This is a genomic window from Paenibacillus sp. NPDC057934, from assembly GCF_042887565.1.
Lineage (GTDB): Bacteria > Bacillota > Bacilli > Paenibacillales > Paenibacillaceae > Paenibacillus_AQ.
Genome location: NZ_JBHVPB010000003.1, coordinates 401,797 through 421,292, shown reverse-complemented (window position 1 = coordinate 421,292; position 19,496 = coordinate 401,797). Strand labels below are relative to the sequence as shown.

Here is a 19,496-nt window from a genome sequence, read left to right as displayed (position 1 = left end):
ATGCTCTTCTTCAAATCTGATCACTCCCTTTTGTAGTTTAGCAGGTGGTACGATAATTCCTTATGAGCGTAAAACTACGTGCATCCCCCCTTTCCATGTGCAGGAATTTAAGAATCAGCCCTTCACGGAACCGACTAGCATCCCCTGTACAAAATAACGCTGTACAAACGGATAGATGACAAGTACCGGAAGAGTAGCGACCACAATCAAAGAGTATTTCAACAGCTCGGAAAGCTGCTGCCGCTCAACCATTTTCGCTGCGTCCATGGCCCCGCCGGCACTGTTATTCTGAATGATGATACTTCGCAGGACTAGCTGTAGCGGGAACAAGTCAGCTGATTTCAGATAGATCAAGGCATCGAAATATGCATTCCATTGACCTACTGCATACATCAGGACCAGCACGGCGATAATCGGCTTCGATAACGGGAGTACCACGCTCCAGATAAACCGCATATCACTACAGCCATCAATTTCACTAGCTTCCATAAGCTCCTCGGGAATCGAGGATTGGAAGAACGAACGGGCGATAATCACTTGCCACACCCATATGGCGTTCGGAATCAGCAGCGCCCAGCGGGTGTCAATCAGATGCATCTGCTTTACGACCATATAGGTCGGAATCAGCCCGCCGCTGAAGATCATGGTAAAGGTGATAATCATCATCAGCGTGTTGCGGCCGAAAAAGCCTTTACGAGATAGCGGATAGGCAATCATAACCGTTAGAATCACGCTAATCAGCGTTCCCGCTGCGGTATAGAATATAGAGTTGCCATAACCGGTAAGGATTTCAGGTGTGCTGAACAAAACCTTGAAACCTTTGAAGGATATATCTACGGGCCAGAGCCAGACACGGCCGGAAGTAACGGCTGCCGGACTACTGATCGAACTGCTGAAAATAAAGATCAGCGGGTAAAGCACAGCGATAACTACGAGGCTGAGCACGACATAGATCGTGAACAGAAACGCTTTGTCGCCGGCCGATTCTTTAATTTTTTTCTGAACTGTTGCTGCCATAGGTGAGCTCCTTCCCTACCAGATGCTGTTCTTAGTAATTCTTTTCGCCAAACCGTTCACGGTAACTAAAAGGATCAGATTGATAAGTGAATTGAACAAACCAACCGCGGTTGCAAAGCTGTAGTTGGCATTCAACAGACCCACACGATACACATAGGTTGCTATGATCTCGGAATTGACTAGGTTAAGCGGATTCTGCAAGAGGTAGACTTTTTCAAAGCCGATCGCCATAACATTCCCTACATTCAGGATCAGAATGATGACGATGGTCGGTACAATTCCTGGCAGATCAACGTGACGGATTTTTTGAAAACGCGACGCTCCGTCAACTCTGGCTGCTTCATACAAGGTCGGGTCAATTCCCGCAAGCGCTGCCAAATATATGACTGCACTATACCCGGCAGTTTGCCAAATATCCGACCACACATAAATCGAACGGAACATCCCCGGTTCCCCCAGGAAGTTAACGGACTGTAGGCCGAAGAAGTTGAGCGCGATGTTGGCAAAGCCGAGCCGCGGTGCCAGGAACAGCATGATGATAGACACCATGACAACGGTTGAAATGAAATAAGGTGCAAACGACACGAGCTGCACGAATTTTTTGAACCTTCCTCCGCGAACCTCATTAATCATGAGGGCCAACAGAATCGGAATCGGGAATCCGGCGAGCAGCAGATAGCCGCTGAGTAAGAGCGTATTCTTGACCAATGTCCAGAACTGCGGATTCTCAAAGAATAAACGAAAATTTAGAAAACCAACCCAAGGACTTCCCCATATTCCCTTAATAACGTTGTAGTCCTTAAAGGCAAGGACCGCATTCATCATCGGGTAATACTTAAAGATGGCGAAGAACAGTAAGGGCGGAATGACCAGCAGATGCAACTGCCAGTGCTTCATAATACTCTTACGGGCATTGTACCAAAAGCCCGGTTTTTTGCTCTGCGGCAACGACGTACGGTTTAAAGCGATTTGTTTCTCCAGAACAATTCCCCCTATCCAACAGCCTCTGTTTTTTGTGATAGCGCTTTCTACGACTTGATCATAGTAGATTTAGATGTCCCCTGAATAGGTACAATTGCGCTTTTCAGCGTACAGATACCCCGTTTTTGGGGGCACAAAACAGCATAGGAACGGCCATTTTTCCGGGACTGTATCCCAAATGGGAGAAAAAAGGCTGCACTGTCCGAAACCGGACAACGCAGCCATGGGTCTTGAAGAGGTTCATTCATCAACACATTGTCTGTACGCACTTGGCGATATGCCAATTAACCGCTTGAAAGCCCGTCTGAAGGAGTGAGAGCTATTGTATCCAACCCGTGCAGCGATCTCGTCCACGGTATATCCACTCTCTTTTAACAAAATTACAGCCTGATCCATTCTGACTTTGACAAGATGGTCGGAGAAATTAACACCTGTGACCTCCTTGAACAATTGAGAGATATATTTTTCGGGTCTTTCCACTTGCTCAGCGACCCGGTACAAGGTCAGTTCCGAATCAGAGTACATCTCTGCCGTATACTCCTTGATCTGTTTAATGATCTGAATGTGTGTGTCCTTCTTCTTGTTGGCAATAAGCCCACAGAGTTCTTCCATAATTTCATAAAATTCAGACTGGATGCTCTCGAGCGTCTCCGAGGACCCGATGTCAATGACCCGCCGTTTGACACTTTCGATAGAAGCATATTCCGTAAAGGCTTTTTGATCCAACAGCTTAAGGAAGGTTCCCTTCATTTCCCCGACAAGCTGGTGCTTCATTTCAATGGATAGCTCACGCTGCTCCATGTTCTGTACGATGATCGCATGGACGATCCGTTTGGCCTCCTCTAGTTCTCCGGCTCGGATCGTACTGATCAGCCGCTGCTCCGAATCTAGCGGATAATAATAGGTCGTGTTCTCAGTTTGGGCCTCATTGTACCACATAATTCCTTTTTTATTCATGTAGACAGCGTATTCCAAGGCCTGATTGGCCTGATCAAAGGACAGGCTGACCTCAGTCACTGAGCTGAACAATTCGCCAAAGCCCGTCTGAATCGTAATGCGGTACTCATTAAACACATACTGCGCCAGATTCGCCATGGTGTGAGTAATATCCGCAATCTCATTCTCTTTACCCAATTCTTCATTCATAGAAAAGAACAAGGTGACTACTTTATCGGAGCCTATATCCGTCATCAGCACATCCACGCCGAGTTCAGATAAACCCTGCTTCACGAGCAGGCGGGAAGCATTCAGCTCATTCAGAATCTCCACGCTATCCATACCCGCATATCCGTTAATCTGGATGATTCCGGCATACCCTTTACCTTGTTGCAGATTGATATCCGCCTGCTGGGCAGCAGAAAGAATCTCATCCCGTGATTTGAATTCGCCGGCTATCAGCCTCTTCAGGAATGCATCCCTGACTAGCGGAAGCTGGCGGTTCAGCTCTGACTCCAGGAACTTGTTCTGGGTAATCATATCGGCGATGTTTCCGCTCAAAAAGTCAAATTCATTCTTGGGACCTGCTTCGTCCTTCCCAAACTGCTCTTTCATAACACTGAGCAGACGGTTAATCGGCGCGCTGTTACGATAAGCCAGCACCAGACCGACAATCAGGCCGATCAGTAGCGTGCCTCCCGTAATCAGCCACGTCATTTCCTTGATCTTGTTGGCATTCTCCATCAGAACCTGACGAGGGATACCTGCCCTGTACACCCATCCATTCGTGCTTGAACGGGTCGTGATCACCAAATCATCACCATAGAATTGGCTGACTTCGTTCTTGTCAAACGACGAATCAGACACCATTTTGACCATTTCAGGCTCACTGCTACCCTGCAGGACAATGGTCTGCCCTTCCGCATCGCTGATATGAACCCAGCCACCATACCGCTCCGTCAGACCGGAGAGCAGACTGGCAATAACTTTCTCGTCTATGATTACAACCGCAACAGCCGGTGAATCTTCATTGAAACTGTCCAGGGGCAATGATTGCATGTACGTTATCACTGAAGTTTGTATCCCTCTGCTGACAAAAGAACTCAGCGGTTTGATTTCACTCCGATGAGATTTCTCCAGTACTTCCTTACTCCATTCTTCCAACGGCAGATCGTTATAATGAAAATTGGCATAGTAATGATCGGGCCTATAGGTAGAACCCGGTGTCAAAATCACATTGTAATTGGACAGGTAGATATAATAATTTTGCAGAAAATCATTGGTCTGCCCGAAGGTCAGGACGTTCCGCATCGCTCTCCATATGCCGTAGACATTCGTCTCATTATCGCGCTCGTTCATCAGAACGTTCAATTCCTGGTTTACTGCAAGTTGTCTCGTAAAGCCTTCTACCTCCGCCATACGGCGCTCGAGAATATCCTGGCTCTTCTGAAGCTGGGTCACACTATTCTCAATCGAGATGGAACGTGTCACCGAAATCGACGTTAGATAAGACATATAGCCGCCAATGCTGGGTATAATCAAAATAACCACATAGGAGATTAGAAATTTGCGGAAGACACTAGAAAATTTAAGCATGATGGACCCCTCTCCTGGATGTGGCATTGATAGCGCTGTCATGATTATAGATTAAAACATTTTTCAGTATAGTCAAGTGTTCAACCTCATTCCGTCACGCTATGTACATTCGGAAATGTATAAAAAGCAGCGATATCCCGCTGCTATCACTGCTTTTTATCGGCAATCCCGAGTTCGGCTTTTTTGACGATTCAGTTCTCCTGATTACCGTTTTTCTCGTATCGAGTGGACCTTACAGGTACAAAACCAAATTCTTCTCTGAACCGATCCATAGCATATAATGACTTATAATTATGACCCGGGAAATGATAGTAATCCAGATTATAGGAATTTTCCAAAATATCACTTAACACCTCCGGCACGGGCAGATTGCTGGTTGCATCAGGCCCCACCAGATTCAAAGTCCGCACCCCCGGCCTAAGTGGAGCATGCAGTGCCGCGGCGATTCCCCGGACTACATCATCAGCATACACATGGGCCATGGTGATGAACGGGAGCGATGGCCGGGAGCCAGTTTCTAGAACAGGCGGAATCCAGTCTTCTGCCGCTACAGCACCGAGGCGTAAATTAATAAAGTCAGCCTCAGGATGAACACGGTGAAAATAGCGGGTCAGTTCCTCTACCATAGCTTTGCTGAGTCCGTAGGCATCAGTAGCCAGACATGGGTGCTCATCTGGAATAGGTAACTCCAGCGGAACAAAATCTTCATCCAGTCCACCCGCCACGGCAATGGAACTCGCAGTAATAAACTTCCGGCAGCCTCGATCCAATAGATATCTGAAGAGCCTCCTTGTGCCTAGAACATTAACCCCGAGTCCTTCCTCTTCACTACAGCCTCCAGTCACAGCCGCAAGATGAATCACGGCTTCAATGTCGTAAGCATCCAGTCCCTTCAAGTCCTCCATTACGTCAAAAGAACCCTGTACATAAGCCGCCGCTCCCTCCGGAGCTTTTCGTGACAGACAAATAACATCATGCTTATCCGCCAGGTGCTTGACCAAGGCTTTACCAATAAATCCACTGGCACCGGTAATCAAAATATTCATGCGGCTTCCCCTTTCATTAACGTCTCTATTCATTCAGCAAAAAGGGGCCCCAAAGGCCCCCCTTTTTCTAGTCCTGCTTGTAATTATTTTACCAACTGTTCTCCGCCTGTTGTTCCGGGTTTGGAGACATGATCACTCGACGCTTCTTCAATGTCACCAAACGCCCAGTGGGATGTCGGAACATCACTCCACTGTGGTTGCACAACGCCAGTGAGCGGGCCTCTGCCTAATACTCTATTGATGGCAACAACCGCTTCCGCGCGGGTCAGAATTGCACCAGGACGGAAAGTGCCGTCGGCATAACCATTCAGAATGCCTGCACTCTGAGCTTTCAAGATAGCTGCTTGTGCCCAATGGCCAGCAATGTCAGAGAATCCATGCCCCGCAGTTGCAGCTGTCTGGCTGAGAGCAGCAGCTAGAACTGCCAGCTCTGCCCGGGTCAACGGTTGATTCGGCTTAAATGTACCGTCTTGGTAGCCATTCATCAGACCCATCTTGGCAACCTTGGCAATAGCTTCCGCTGCCCAGTAGTCGGACTTGATATCACTGAATACGACATTTGGTCCAGCTGCTTCTTTCTGAGCAACACCTGCAAGAATCGTTGCCATTTCAGCACGGGTGATCTTGTTATCCGGTTTGAACAAACCGCCTGGATAACCTTTGATATACGCCGTGTGTTGAATGGACTTCGTATCGCCATCCCCTGTGCCCGGTGCCGGAGTGGCAGTAGGAGCAGGGGTTGCTGTTGGAGCTGGAGTAGCTGTAGGCTGATCTACTGAGGTAGACGGCCCACTTGGATTCGATGGTCCATTTGGATCAGTTGGTCCAGCAGGATCAGTTGGCACTGGGGTTGCGGTTGGCGCTGGTGATTCAGTCGGACCCACCGGTCCGCCATTATCTGCAGCAACAACCGTGAACTTCAACTGGTCTGTCAGCATGAGATCACCGGATTTTTTGACAGCTTTGAGCGTGTGTACGCCGCTGGCCAATCCCGAGATGCTGTAGATTTTCTGTTGAGTTTGACGGATCGGACTGTGAGCATTTACGGTTTGCACCAGCTCTCCGTCTACATATATATCTACTTCACCTTGCTCTGGTCCAACAGGTGTGATCAAGCTGATTCCAGTACCCTTGAAAGTATATTCAAAGGAATCACCATCCACCGCTGTATAATGCACATCATTGTGATAATCGCCCCCGAAGGTAAAGCTGAGGTTCAGTGTACCCACCGGTTGTGTAGCCAGATAAGATTTGTTCAGTGTAACATGGTTCCCGGTTAGCGTATAATCTGTTCCTGGAACTAGATTATATGATCCATTATTAATCCCGGTGAAGCTTTCCGCCTGTTGCAGCAACGTCACATCAATATCCGCTTGAGCGGAAGCTGACTTATCGAAGCCCGCCTGCACCGGATTAATCAAATTTGGAATTTCAACCTTCAGCATGTCTAGCAGCATGAATCGGCCTGATTTCTTCACGGCCTTGAGTGTGTGCATTCCATCCGGCAGATCAGAGATACTGTACAGAACCTGCTGAGCCAGCCGTCCATTACGGTAAGCACTGACAGTTTCCTTAAATTGACCGTCAATATAGATATCCATATCTCCCTGTGACTGATCTACTTCCGTGATCAGCTGAATTCCCGTTCCTCTGAAGGTGTATTCCAAAGAATCGCCGTTAGCCTCAGCGTAATGCACATCATCCTTGTAGTCACCCATCCCTCTTCCAGTGCTGCGCGACCAGGAGCCGTTGTACTTAATGCCAGGATCGTCGTTATTGATAAGCGCATAACGAATGCCTGTAGAATCGCTGATTCGAATAGTCAGCGGCTGCGGATCACCCGAACTAAAGATTACGTTCAGACTCGTTGTGCCAGCAGGCTGCAATGCGAGATACTCCTTTTTAATAGTAAGCTTATCGTTAACTACCGTATAATCGTCTGTACTGAGGGCCACGCCGTCATTTTCAATGCCGGTTAGCGTATTGCCGTTCAAGGACAATGAAACAGTGACATCCTTCTGTTGTTCCACAGCCTTGTCAAAGCTAGTCGATGCAGGATTAATCGTGCTGTTCTGTCCTCCCGCAGGTGTTTCTGTTGTCACTCTAAGCGCGTCGAGCAGCATATATTGGCCCGAACCTTTGACCACTTTTAGCGTATACGAACCGTTAACTAGACCCGACACACTGTACACAGCCTGCTGTACTTCTCTCGGTCCATTGTTATTAGCGCTTACAGTTTGTGGTGTGCCATTATCGAGGGTAACAATCATGTCTCCCAGATTGCTATCCTTCTCTGTCAGCACGTCAATGCCTGTACCCGTAAAGGTGTACTCAAAAGAATCCCCGTCCGTCTCCGTGTAATGCACATCACCATTGTAATCCCCAAAGCTTCTACCGGTGTTCGGATTCCACGATCCGGTGTATTTAATATTGCTGTCATCATCATTAATATAGACTACATTCGTAACGGTTGCATTGTTAGCCAGTGCTGAATTTGCAGCATTGTCAGCTGCATTGTTCAGGTTATCAGCTTGTGGAGCAAGCGCTGGATTAGTACTTGTGGTATCTTTGATTGCTATGCTGATATCCTGTGCCCCGTTCAACTGCTCCTTGCCACCATTGCGTTTCCATTCTCCGCTGTAGCGCATGCCTGTATCATCGTCATTGACAGCAGATGTGCCGCTCAGCGCAGTCACTTTAAGCATACGTGAAGCATGGGGTTCGAGCACACCGCCGCTGAATTCTTTCTCAAAATTACCTAGCTCGGAATGGCTCCACAGGTCACGTACCGAAGCTGGACCTTCAAGTCCAAGATCACTCCATTTCACTTTAACCTCAGCACTCCGGTTGCCCAGATTGAACAGCGCTACGCTGTAAGTACCATCTCCATTATTGGCATACCAGACTTGCTGCTGTTTATCCATAGACACCGGATGGCCCGGACGACCCGCCTGATTGACGGCAATTACTTCGTCATTGGTAAGCAGCTCCAATCCATAGTCGTCGAGCCTTGTCAGGTCATTGCCTGTATAGAGCTGGGCTGAAGAGATCGACCAGAACGTCATAGCCGACTTCCGCTCATCTCTGGTCAGACCATCCATAGAACCATTTCCGATATTCAGGGAATCAAAATCATTCCAGCCCCCCGGTCCTGCATCTCGCCACCAGATGGCCGCAAGCGGGAACAAGCGGGAAATACTCGACCATTCCGTTAAGCCCTTACTGCTGTCGTAGGCTTCAATATCCCAGTCGATCCGCCAGCCGTTAGCGTACTTTTTCCAGAAATCCACATAGTTATGGTCCAGCGCCCATGAAAGCTCGAACCAGATGTTGTTTCTCGCGAGTGCCTTAGACCAAGCTTCTACATCGCCGCGCGCATCACGACTCAGGTTGTTGATACCCGAACCAGGAGTCACACTGTCAAATTTGACAAAGTTAATCCCCCATTCGCCAAGGAGATCCGCGATGGAATCAATATACTTTTGGGCGCATGGGTTACTAAAATCAATTTTATACGTATAGGAATCCCAATAGTCCATAATCGTAAGCGGCTGTGCTGCTATATCCTGCATACGACATTGTCCGTTAGTTCCATAAATTTCATAGTTCGCGTTATAGCCTGTTATCGACATTCCCGGAATCAGATAAATCCCGATCTTCTGCCCATTATTATGAACATAGTCAATAACCTCCTGAAATCCGTTCGGATACAGCTCCTCACTCGGAATAGGTCGGCCATATTGATCCTCGGCACCATTCCATCCCGCATCAATATTAATATATTCATAGCCATGGGCTTGCAGCTTCTCATGCATGGCATCCGATTGCTTCTTGATGCCTTCTGCCGATGTCCAGTTGCCTGCCCCATCATACACCTGCATACTGTAACTGCTCCAGCCCATGTACGGCTTCTGAGCCATACTGGCATCAGCTGCTTGTGCCACATTGCCCTTTGTTCCAATAAATCCGAACTGCGCTACTGCAATAATGAATACCAGCAGACTCATTCTCAACCTTTTTCCGATTACTTTCAAAATCATCCCTACCCCCTCTGAATTGTTGGTCCAAATCATTTTGATAGCGCTTTCTTACGAGAAGATCATAGTAGAAGATGAATTTCCAAGATAGGTACATTTCGGTATTTTACGTACAATTAACCCTTAAAAGGGGGGCAAAATAGTATAGAACGAACAGTTTTCCATTTATAATGAAGAAAAGCAGAAAAAACAAAACGCCGTTCTTAGCAGAACGACGCTCTCTTCAATCTCTTCCCATTCACTGAAAACACACCTCTTCTACTCCCCAGCTTCCCTTCCAAACATCCCATAGAAAAACAGATGGAGCGTCTCATCCATAAAATGATCCAGATTCTCCTCCGCCTTGGCTTGCTCCAGTAGCTCCTCCTTACTTTTCATGTACATCTGCATATACATTAACACGGCGTTGGCCGACACCTTGGAGGAAATCTCCCCACGTGCCTGACCCTTTTCTACCATCCTCACCATAAGCGGCAACGTCCGTTCTGCATATTGAACCTGCAAGTACTGAAACATTTCCGGGTCGTCTATCATCAATGTCTGCACTAGGCTTGGCCGTAGTAAGGCATAAGTTCCTTTTTTCATCCCGAGGATATACTGAACGATCTCCTTCATGGAAGGCTCTTGATGAATAAAAGCTTCGAATTCTCTCGTGGATTGCTCTACTAGATGCTTGAAGGTCTCCCTCAGTAGCTCTTCTTTGCTGCCAAAATGCTTGTATATAGTCACCTGCGAGACGCTCGCAGCTTTGGCAATATCGGCTATCCGCATTCGCTTCGGCTCCCAAGTTCTTAGCATCTCAAGCGTTGCATTCGTAATTTTCTCCTTGATTAGCGCAGACCTCTTCTCAAAACCGTTCATACGCCTCCTCCTTAGTTCTGTTGAATATCGAAATTATGAAATACATATCAATAAATATTTCATAATTATATTGACTTCAGGCTAGCTAAGGCATAGTATAACACATGAAATATATTACCAATAATAGTTCATTATTTCATTCTACAGGACAGTGGAGGTGTCACCATGCTGACTGTGCAGGGCTTGACGAAGCAGTTCGCCAATGGCAAGGGAATAACAGATGTATCGTTCTCCGTCAGAAAAGGGGAGGTCTTCGGTTTTTTGGGACCGAATGGCGCAGGTAAATCTACAACTATCCGGCATATTATGGGCTTTATGAAGCCTGACCGGGGGACTGTAACCGTAGCCGGTCTGGATGTCTGGAAGGCACAAGGAAGTGTTCAGAAGCATATCGGCTATCTGCCCGGAGAGATCGCTTTTATAGACGGTATGACTGGCAAGGGCTTTCTTGATGTTATGGCGAAAATGCAGGGCTTGAAGGACACCGCGAAGCGCTCTACCCTAATCGAACGGCTGCAATTCGATGCAGCGACACCCATCCGCAAAATGTCCAAAGGAATGAAACAGAAGGTCGGTATCGTCGCCGCGTTCATGCACAGTCCAGAAGTCATGATTCTGGATGAGCCGACTTCGGGCCTCGACCCGCTGATGCAGAAGGTATTTATAGAGCTCGTATTGGAGGAAAAAGCCGCTGGAACCACCTTCCTGATGTCTTCGCACAGCTTTCAGGAGATTGAACGCACCTGTGATCGTGCCGCGATTATCAAAGACGGACGCCTGATCACCGTCAAGGATGTTCATGAACTGCAATCCATGCAGCGGAAGCTGTTTGATGTAGTGTTTGAACATAGAGAGGATGCGGATAGCTTCAGTACCGGAAGTCTGTACGTGGAGTCCCGTGACGGGAACCGAGTAAGGGTGGCGGTGCAGGGGAATTATGATCAGTTCATCCGTGAAACGGCGAAATACAGTATCCGCAGCTTAGATATATTCACCCAGAATCTGGAGGATATCTTCATGAATTATTATGAACGGAAGGGGCAAGCGCGATGAACCTTCCATTATATAAAGAAATGATAAAAGTTAACCTGAAAGGAATCTTGAATTACGCCTTCGGTTCTGCCTTCTACATTCTGCTGATTATCTGGCTCTATCCGGCCTTAGCGAACAATATGAAGGCCATAAATGATCTAGTCAGTGCCATGCCAGAGAGCGTAGGTAACGCCTTTGGGCTAAACAGCGGCTTTTCCAGCGCCGAAGCCTTCATCTCTGGGGAGTATTACGGCCTTATTCTTGTCCTGCTGCTATCCATCGTCTGTGTACAAATGTCCACTGGGCTCATGGCTAGACTCGTGGACCGCGGTTCCATGGCCTACCTATTGTCCACACCGACGACCCGAAGCAAGGTGGCATTAACGCAGGCACTTGTCCTGACTACGGCCCTGCTGGTCATCATGGCTGCTACAACTGGTGCCGGGTTCCTGGGCGTCTTCTGGTTCCTCGGGAATAGCTACGACTTCAACGTTGGCCGCTTCCTTACGCTCAACACCGTTGCCTTCCTGCTCTTCTTTGCCATCGGCGGGATCTCTTTTCTCGTCTCCTGTCTTTCCAATGACGAGAAGAAAGCGCTCGGCATTTCAAGCGCAATCACCTTCGGCTTCTTCACTCTGGATCTGCTGAGCAAAATCAGCGACCAGCTGAGCTGGGTGAAGATATTGACCCTGTTCACACTCTATCGCCCTGGCGAGATTGTGAAGGGCGGTGCACAGGTCGGCCTGATCTCGGCCATCCTACTGCTCATAGGCCTGGCCGCCTTCAGCCTTGGCATCGCCCTGTTCCGACGGCGTGACCTGCCCCTCTAGGGCAGGCAATGACTTTGATCTGATGGTCGACCTAACAGACTCACGACGGGACACCGTAAAATGTCATCCGTAGAAATCAAGTAGGAGTGGGCGGTAAGCCTCATTTGGGAATTTCACCCTAGAATTGACACCTTACCAGGCCCACCTAAATAGCCAGCCCCGGTAGATTTCCGGAGACTGGCTATTTAAACTTGCAAACTTTTTTGAACTCTGTACCAAAAACGGGAGGCACTCCCACAAGCATTGAAGAGAGGTTATATCGTCAAGTTAAACGTTCGAGTTCTATGGACAGCAGTTCTATAGTCCCTTGCTGAAGAGCTACTTTTAATACCGATTCCTGAGATTGCTTAAACGGACCTACACGGACATGAGTTTTCTCACCGTCACTCTTCACATTGACTACCTGAATCTCTTTGTCATCTTGCTCTACTGTTAATTGAGCATCTTCTGTGCATTTCAACTCCAACTGCGCATAACCGCCGTCATTAATTTCGCTGAAAGTGTAGCAAGCAAACTCCTGCTCCCCGAGTTCAAGTCCTAACAGGTCCCAGCCGCTGTCAAAACCAAAACGCTTCTTCTCCAGCTTATCGGATAACGAGATCAGCTTCATCCCTGCCCTGGACCGATAGCGGTAAATATTCCCCTCATCCCGCAGGCCGCTGAAGCTTTGCCCTTTACCAGGCAGTTCATCGAAATCTGTTGCACGTACGCGGCAGCCCGGACGTCGGAATGCCGAATCCGTTACCAACGGATTTGCAAGGCAATTCTCCAGCTTCATATTCTCAAGGAAAGCATCCAACGTCCTTTGTACATCCTTTTCCTCTGGACGAGGGCCACTTTCGGAGTACGCGAGGAATTCTTTCCACCCCTTAGGTTGAGCGATAGAAAACGGAGAATTGGTGCACTCCATTTTTTTCCACGGCCACAGATTGTAACCGATTCCCATAGAAACCGCTAAAGGATACATAGCAGCGAACCATTCCGGATAATTTTCTCCCGTCTCACCGAGCCACAAAGGCTGATTCAGACGCTTCGAGGTATCCAGAAACTCCTGCAAGGCTTCGATTCCGGGCATACAGGCGTACCGATGGAAATGAATGACCATGTTGTCATCGTAACGTTTGTAGAACACGGAAACATCTGTAGACCAATGATGACCCTCTATAGATAACATATGCACTGGATCAATAGCGCGGATCTCGCGGATAGCCTCATCATAGAAATCTGCCAGCTTTTGCAGAAGATAATACTGGTGGTAACCTTCATTCAATCCTGGACGCAGAGGCTCATTCAGCAGGTCATAACCACCTACAATCCAGCGGTCCTTATAACGGCGGGCCAATTCCTTCCACAGTTCGATGCCCTTACTCCAGCTTTCAGAATCGGTGAACAGCCGCGGGGAGTCATCCACCGAATCGTCGATATTCGCACCCGTCTGTCCACCAGGAGCACCATGCAGATCTAAAAAGGCATACAGCTTAAATTCCTCGCACCAATCCAGACATCGGTCCAGCAAAGCAAAGCCATCTTCGTTCCAGGACGTTCCCGGCTCATCCTTCATAAGCACCCGCCAGCCAATCGGAATCCTCACGGAGTTATAGCCCAGTTCAGCCATCATGCGAATATCCTCGCGGGTAACATAATTTTCACGAAAACGGGTCCAGAAGCTTTCAGAATACTGGCTACCTGTCAGTTCGCGGATTACCTGTTCCATCCTTCGCGGTCGGTCGAATCTTTCCGAACGAGATAACCACATATATCCTTCAGGCAGTAACCAGTTCCCCAGACCCCAACCGGTTAGTATAATTTTGTCTCCTTCTCCGTTAACAACATCTGTCCCCAGTGATCGCAGGAACCCTTTGACCAAACTTCGGTCCGTATGTTCAAACATATGTGCCCTGTCCCCTTTCAACGCCTTACTTTAAAGCGACTGGTTGCTGGTTCTGATTCCGATACTCCAGAGCCGTTATTCCCTCTAATTCTTTAAAAATCCGGATGAAATGTTTCACATTATCGAAGCCCACCTGTTGACTTATTTCGTATACTTTTAGATCAGAACCCGCAAGGAGCGCCTTGGCCTTCTCCAGTCTAAAATTTCTTAGATAAGAAGAAAAACTTGTTCCTGTATATTCTTTAAATGCGTGACTGAAGTAAGTATAGTTAAGTGACAATTGATTCGAGACCACAGCCATGTTCAAGTCTTCGGCAAAATGCTTATGGACGTAATTAATGGCCTTCTGCATACTCTTGTTCTCCTGACTACTTTGCTCTCTGGCCACTTTCACAAAGGCATCTAAACGCTCTAGCAGTTCTTCAACCTTATTATAATAATCTACAAAGCGCTGAAAATTCCCAATGTGGCCCACCTGACTGTATAGCCGCAGAATATGAATGGATTCTTGACCATAATATCGGTAAACCTTATCAAAGATTTCTTCATTCATGATGACACTGATACGCTCCAAATATCCAATCTCACAGTGGCTAATCACCTGGATATTCAATATCTGTTGAAGGAGTTGCTTAACCTCTGGCAGACGATCGTTACCAAGCAGATTGGATAATCGGTGGATAGTCTCTAGAGGTAATTCGCAATTTGAACTCCGCTTTATAATATGGTCATAGAACAGTACTTCGCTGTTGTTAACCAGAAAATATTTCATCGTCTGTTTGGCTTCGCTATACGCTTTGCGCAATTGCTGAATACCCTCCGTACTAGAACTGAGAGCAATTCGGCATTCCCGCTCACCTGATTTCTTCAGCTCTTCTGATAGTTGGATAAATTCATGCTTATTTTGAGCTATAATTATTATATTTCCTTCTTTATCGTTGCTAATAATAATATCCTGCATTTCAGACAGCAGCACAGGTATGAGATCATTCTGCCCTACACATATAATCCCCAATATGTATTGGCCCTCCAGCCAATCATATCCTGCATTTAGCAAATCGGTGAAGGTTTCACTAGAATCGTTGCTATTGGAATTAAGAATATTGGCGATCCAATCCGAAGGAGAAGACACGGTTAACAATTCATTCTGCTTCTTTCGATCCATTATCTCAACCCTAATCCTCTCCAAAAATGAATATAATTCTTCGCGTACGACGGGCTTGAGCAAATAGTCTCTAACCTGATATCGTATCGCTTTTTGCGCATATTGAAAATCATCGTACCCGCTAAGCAATAAAACCTCCGGTTTATACGGGAACTGCTGAATATGGGATAATAATGTGATTCCATCCATTATGGGCATTCGAATGTCCGTTATGATGATGTCTGCCGGATCCTGTTCCAGCTGTTCCAAGGCCTCTCTTCCGTCCTCTGCGAATCGGAAAGAGTAAACCTCAGGGAACTTCCTTTCGATCATGGACTGTAGTCCCATCCGAATATTATACTCATCGTCAACAATCATTAATTTAATCATGGATGTCCTTCCTCCCTTCAAAATTAAGAAGGGGCATGCTCATTACAACACGAGTATAACTACCTAACATACTCTCTATGCGTATACCGTAGTTAAGTCCATAGCTCATAATCAGGCGTTGATCCACATTTCGCAGACCGATGCCGCTGCCCCCTTCGTTTTGAACCTTTCCCCGTAATTCCTGATAATCCCTTTCCTCCATGTGCAGTAAGTTGGATAGCGTACGGATTTTCTCTTCGGGAATGCCGCAACCATTATCCATAATTTCAATGAAACAAGTATCCTTCTGGACCATAGCGGTAATAGAGATGATGAAGCTCCCAGATTTTGAGTTCATCTGCTTCATCCCATGTTTAACTGCATTTTCTACAATTGGCTGCAAAGACATCTTTAGTGACTCCTGATTTAATAATGCAGGATCAATGACTACACCCAGTTCAATTTTACCCTTGTAACGGATATTCATAATGTCAATATAATGATGAACATGATTCAGCTCTTCCGCTAGCTTTACATGTTCTCGTGTCCACTGCAGTGTATAACGCATCATCCCTCCTAGCGAGGTGAGTGTGTCCGAAATAACATATTGCCCTTCCATCTCCGCTAGCATCTTCAGATTTTCCAAAGTGTTATACAGAAAATGCGAATCAATTTGGTTCTTGAGCGCTTTCAGCTCAGCTTCTTTACCTGCCGCCTGCCTATTTGCCTGCTCCTCAATGAGTTCATTAATTTTACTAAGCAATTTCCGATAATGATGTCCGAGCTCCCCAATTTCATCCGTTCCGGTTATCGGAAGATCCACGTTAAAGTTGCCGCCTCTCACTTTTTTCATTGAATCTTTCAGAACTCTAAGACGTTTAAGAATCATCGACTGCATGAAATAAGATAATAAGCTTAAGAATGCCATTAAAAAGATAATGATTATTATTAATTTGCTTCGTCTTTCTTTGATATCAGCCATGGTATCTGCCAGACTCACAATATTTACAAGATGGACATCAATAGATTGTATATAGCTCTGAATAGCCAAATAAGGTTGTCCCGCGGTATAAAATTCAGCTACTTCGTTGCTCGGCTTATTGCTCAGTACAACGCTTTCAATGAATTGCTCGGCGGAGACATTATTAAACATGACCGAAGAATCCAAACTAAATACTTTATGATCCCGAGTGACAATAACCAATTGAGAACCGGGATCTTGAACTTTACTGAAGGTTTTCAGAAAAAAATTCTGCATGCTCATACTTATCTCTAATATGCCGTTATGCGTAGTATCATCGAGAAATTTAAACTCCTTGAGTAACGATGCTTCGAACCTCACAGGTTCTGAAGGTGCACCAACCAATACACCCTCCTGCTCTCCCATTACCCAATAACTACTGCCTTCTTGCCCCAGTACATCCCTATACCAATATTTATTTTGAATGCGCGACTCCTGAAGAAGTACAGGCCAAAACTCTTGCACATTAGGGTTGCTTGTGAATAATCTGACTTTGGATACTCTCGGATTGTTAAAAAGAAAATATTGAAAATCACTTATTAATTTTGTTTTGATTTCGAGCAATTCTTCCGTGTTAAAATCTTTCTGGGATTGCAGAAAATCGTTCATCTCCCGGTTAGAAAGTGCAAGCTGAGCGGTCCACTCCATAAGTTCGATATTGTTTTCTATATTTGTTTTCTCAATATCCAGGATCGTTTCATTATTTCTGATCAGTTCGTCCATAGATTTAGAACTTTCATGAGAAAAGCTATAAGACGAGAAAATCAGTACCGGAATAAAAATCAAAATCATAAACGAGAGGATCAACTTAGCTTGAAGCGAAAGACTGCGCATAAATTTTTGGATATACACTAGCATTTTAATATTCTTAATCTTCAAATATCCCTCACGTCCTGCATAATGATAGAAGCAAGCCCGGTTATATTCATTCGAAATTACAGAGTGAATATTCAGGCTTGCTTATTAATGAATGAAAAATTTATTCAAAGGAACTTAACTTATTAATATTAGACTCATAAGCATTTTGACGGTATGCATCAATAGCATCTTGCTCGCCACGGTTTTTCAAGTAGTCATTGAACACCTTATCGAATTCTGCATCTGAGCTCGACATTAACATTTTCGGAAGCGCCTTGCCCCATAAACGAGTGTTCTTGCTATTGGAAATACCTTCCTTACTTGTCGCATCCGGATCAAGATTATCATATTGGGCCATGCTGATAGCTTTACCTTTGGTCCAATCCGCCATTTGACTGTTAGGTTCTGCTCCTGGTGGGTTCCACGCCAAGTTCATATTAGTATCCATAAGCATCCAATATCTGAATGAAGCACCATACTTTTGATCAAATGTCGTACGATCCGTATTCAATAGATTTAGCACGTCAGGCAGGAATTGATCCTTACCATCAATAGTGTCATAAGTAACACCTTTTTCACCTAGGAACAAGTCTTTATTTCCTTCTTCACTGAGCAGATAACTCATAAAGGCAATCGCCCGTTTTTTATCTTTGACGTTCTTGGAAATCAAAGTCACCGTCCAGCCAGAAATTCCCGGACCAGAAAGCGTAGGAGCATCCTTAGCACTGTTGGCTGGTCCATCTACAGCTATATAAACGGAGTTAGGGTCTTTTTGGTACAAAGTTGTATTAATTGGTTCAAAGTCCGTGCGTTGATACAGCATTGCAAAGTAACGTCCTTGAGCAATTTTTTCTTCCATTTGAGCCCGTTTGTCAATAAAGACATCCTTGGCTAGCAGTCCGTCCTGATTGGCTTGGCGGAAAACTTTCAACCAATTCAGATATTCAGCATCTTGGCGTCTGTCGTATAATTTGCCGTCTTTCTCTTGAGGAATCGCCAGGAAATTCTGCAGATAACCTTCAAGCGAGTAGTTTCCTGTTTCTGTAAACTCATGAAGTCCGAGCGGAATCAGTGGCTGGCCGTTCACTTCTGGATATTTTTCTTTGGCTAGCTTAAGCGCATTCAAGAAACCCTCTGGAGTGCTCATATCCGGTTTACCCAGCGCTTCATACATATCTTTACGTACTACGAATGTTTGATTGGAAGTAAACTGCTCTCCATATTTTTTATAATCCGCAGGAGAGGAAGACGCATTGGGATATCCATACACATTTCCATTAGGTTGCGTGTACCAGCCAAGTTTGGCCGGGTCAGCCACCTTTAAGAAGTACGGATCGTATTGCTCTGCCAAATCGTTGAGCGGCAGTACCAGATCACCTTTAATCATCTTTTTGATCGCTTCTTCATACCAGCCCAGAGTAATGAAATCAGGCATGGAGCCGGAAGCCATCATCGTATTAAGCTTTTCATTCTCATTCCCGGCAGGAATAATAAAATTCACATCAACACCGGTTTTTTTGGTGATATAATCTGTAACCACGTTATCTCCCCACTTGACATCAGCCCAACTGAAATTGAGATACCAGTCGAACGTAATCGGTGAAGTATCCTGCTTCCAGGTTGGTTCATCCGATGAAGGAGCTGCGCTTGCCTCTGCGGTTGTATCTGTTGACGGTGTGTTGTTAGTCTTCTCTGCAGAACCATTGGCATTGTTATTCCCGCCAGAACATGCAGTAACCGAAAAAGCCATAATCAGTGCTAGTAGTCCTGAAGTAGTCTTTCGTAAAGAATTCCCCATTGCTCTTCCCCTTTTCTAATTCTTAATTTATCATCAATCCAGCTCTTAAAAGTGGACGGACAATTGTCATCAGAGTGCT

12 protein-coding genes are annotated in these 19,496 nt (G+C 46.1%); 2 read left to right on the top strand and 10 right to left on the bottom strand.

All coding sequences use genetic code 11. The annotated features are described in order from the left end of the window. Positions 1-114 precede the first annotated feature (114 nt). From ACFVRY_RS09350 to ACFVRY_RS09325, 6 genes are all read right to left on the bottom strand, one after another. Positions 115-1,017, bottom strand: a complete 903-nt coding sequence (locus ACFVRY_RS09350) for a carbohydrate ABC transporter permease (RefSeq protein WP_387499474.1) — start codon at positions 1,015-1,017, stop codon at positions 115-117. Between the two features lie 15 nt (positions 1,018-1,032). Further along, positions 1,033-1,914: an ABC transporter permease gene (locus ACFVRY_RS09345; RefSeq protein WP_387499735.1), complete on the bottom strand. Its 882-nt coding sequence runs from the start codon at positions 1,912-1,914 to the stop codon at positions 1,033-1,035. A 324-nt stretch (positions 1,915-2,238) separates the two neighbouring features. Continuing rightward, positions 2,239-4,530 carry a helix-turn-helix domain-containing protein gene (locus tag ACFVRY_RS09340; protein WP_387499472.1) on the bottom strand — a complete coding sequence of 764 codons (2,292 nt, stop codon included), beginning with the start codon at positions 4,528-4,530 and terminating at the stop codon, positions 2,239-2,241. Between the two features lie 191 nt (positions 4,531-4,721). Next, entirely contained in the window at positions 4,722-5,576 is an 855-nt protein-coding gene (locus tag ACFVRY_RS09335) for an NAD-dependent epimerase/dehydratase family protein (protein ID WP_387499470.1), read from the bottom strand. Positions 5,577-5,659: 83 nt separating this feature from the next. Next, complete coding sequence (locus tag ACFVRY_RS09330; protein ID WP_387499468.1) at positions 5,660-9,616, bottom strand: X2-like carbohydrate binding domain-containing protein; 3,957 nt, start codon at positions 9,614-9,616, stop codon at positions 5,660-5,662. 255 nt (positions 9,617-9,871) lie between these two features. Next, entirely contained in the window at positions 9,872-10,474 is a 603-nt protein-coding gene (locus ACFVRY_RS09325; RefSeq protein WP_387499466.1) for a TetR/AcrR family transcriptional regulator, read from the bottom strand. 165 nt (positions 10,475-10,639) lie between these two features. Between ACFVRY_RS09325 and ACFVRY_RS09320 the strand changes: the two genes are divergently transcribed. Both ACFVRY_RS09320 and ACFVRY_RS09315 read left to right on the top strand, forming a co-directional pair. Further along, positions 10,640-11,527: an ABC transporter ATP-binding protein gene (locus tag ACFVRY_RS09320; protein ID WP_387499464.1), complete on the top strand. Its 888-nt coding sequence runs from the start codon at positions 10,640-10,642 to the stop codon at positions 11,525-11,527. A 20-nt stretch (positions 11,528-11,547) separates the two neighbouring features. Further along, the gene (locus ACFVRY_RS09315; protein ID WP_387499462.1) at positions 11,548-12,336 is read left to right on the top strand and encodes an ABC transporter permease subunit; all 789 of its coding nucleotides are present in this window, start codon (positions 11,548-11,550) and stop codon (positions 12,334-12,336) included. A 262-nt stretch (positions 12,337-12,598) separates the two neighbouring features. On the opposite strand, the gene ACFVRY_RS09310 is transcribed toward ACFVRY_RS09315, so the two are convergent. The 4 genes from ACFVRY_RS09310 to ACFVRY_RS09295 form a co-directional block, all read right to left on the bottom strand. Then, positions 12,599-14,227, bottom strand: a complete 1,629-nt coding sequence (locus tag ACFVRY_RS09310) for a glycoside hydrolase family 5 protein (RefSeq protein ID WP_387499460.1) — start codon at positions 14,225-14,227, stop codon at positions 12,599-12,601. Positions 14,228-14,252: 25 nt separating this feature from the next. Then, on the bottom strand, positions 14,253-15,761 hold the full coding sequence (locus tag ACFVRY_RS09305; protein WP_387499458.1) for a response regulator: 1,509 nt from the start codon (positions 15,759-15,761) through the stop codon (positions 14,253-14,255). Next, entirely contained in the window at positions 15,754-17,640 is a 1,887-nt protein-coding gene (locus tag ACFVRY_RS09300; RefSeq protein WP_387499456.1) for a sensor histidine kinase, read from the bottom strand. Before ACFVRY_RS09300 ends, ACFVRY_RS09305 begins: the two co-directional genes overlap by 8 nt. A gap of 100 nt (positions 17,641-17,740) precedes the next feature. Continuing rightward, a complete protein-coding gene (locus tag ACFVRY_RS09295) occupies positions 17,741-19,417 on the bottom strand; it encodes a type 2 periplasmic-binding domain-containing protein (RefSeq protein ID WP_387499454.1) in 1,677 nt (558 codons plus the stop codon). Positions 19,418-19,496: the final 79 nt, after the last annotated feature.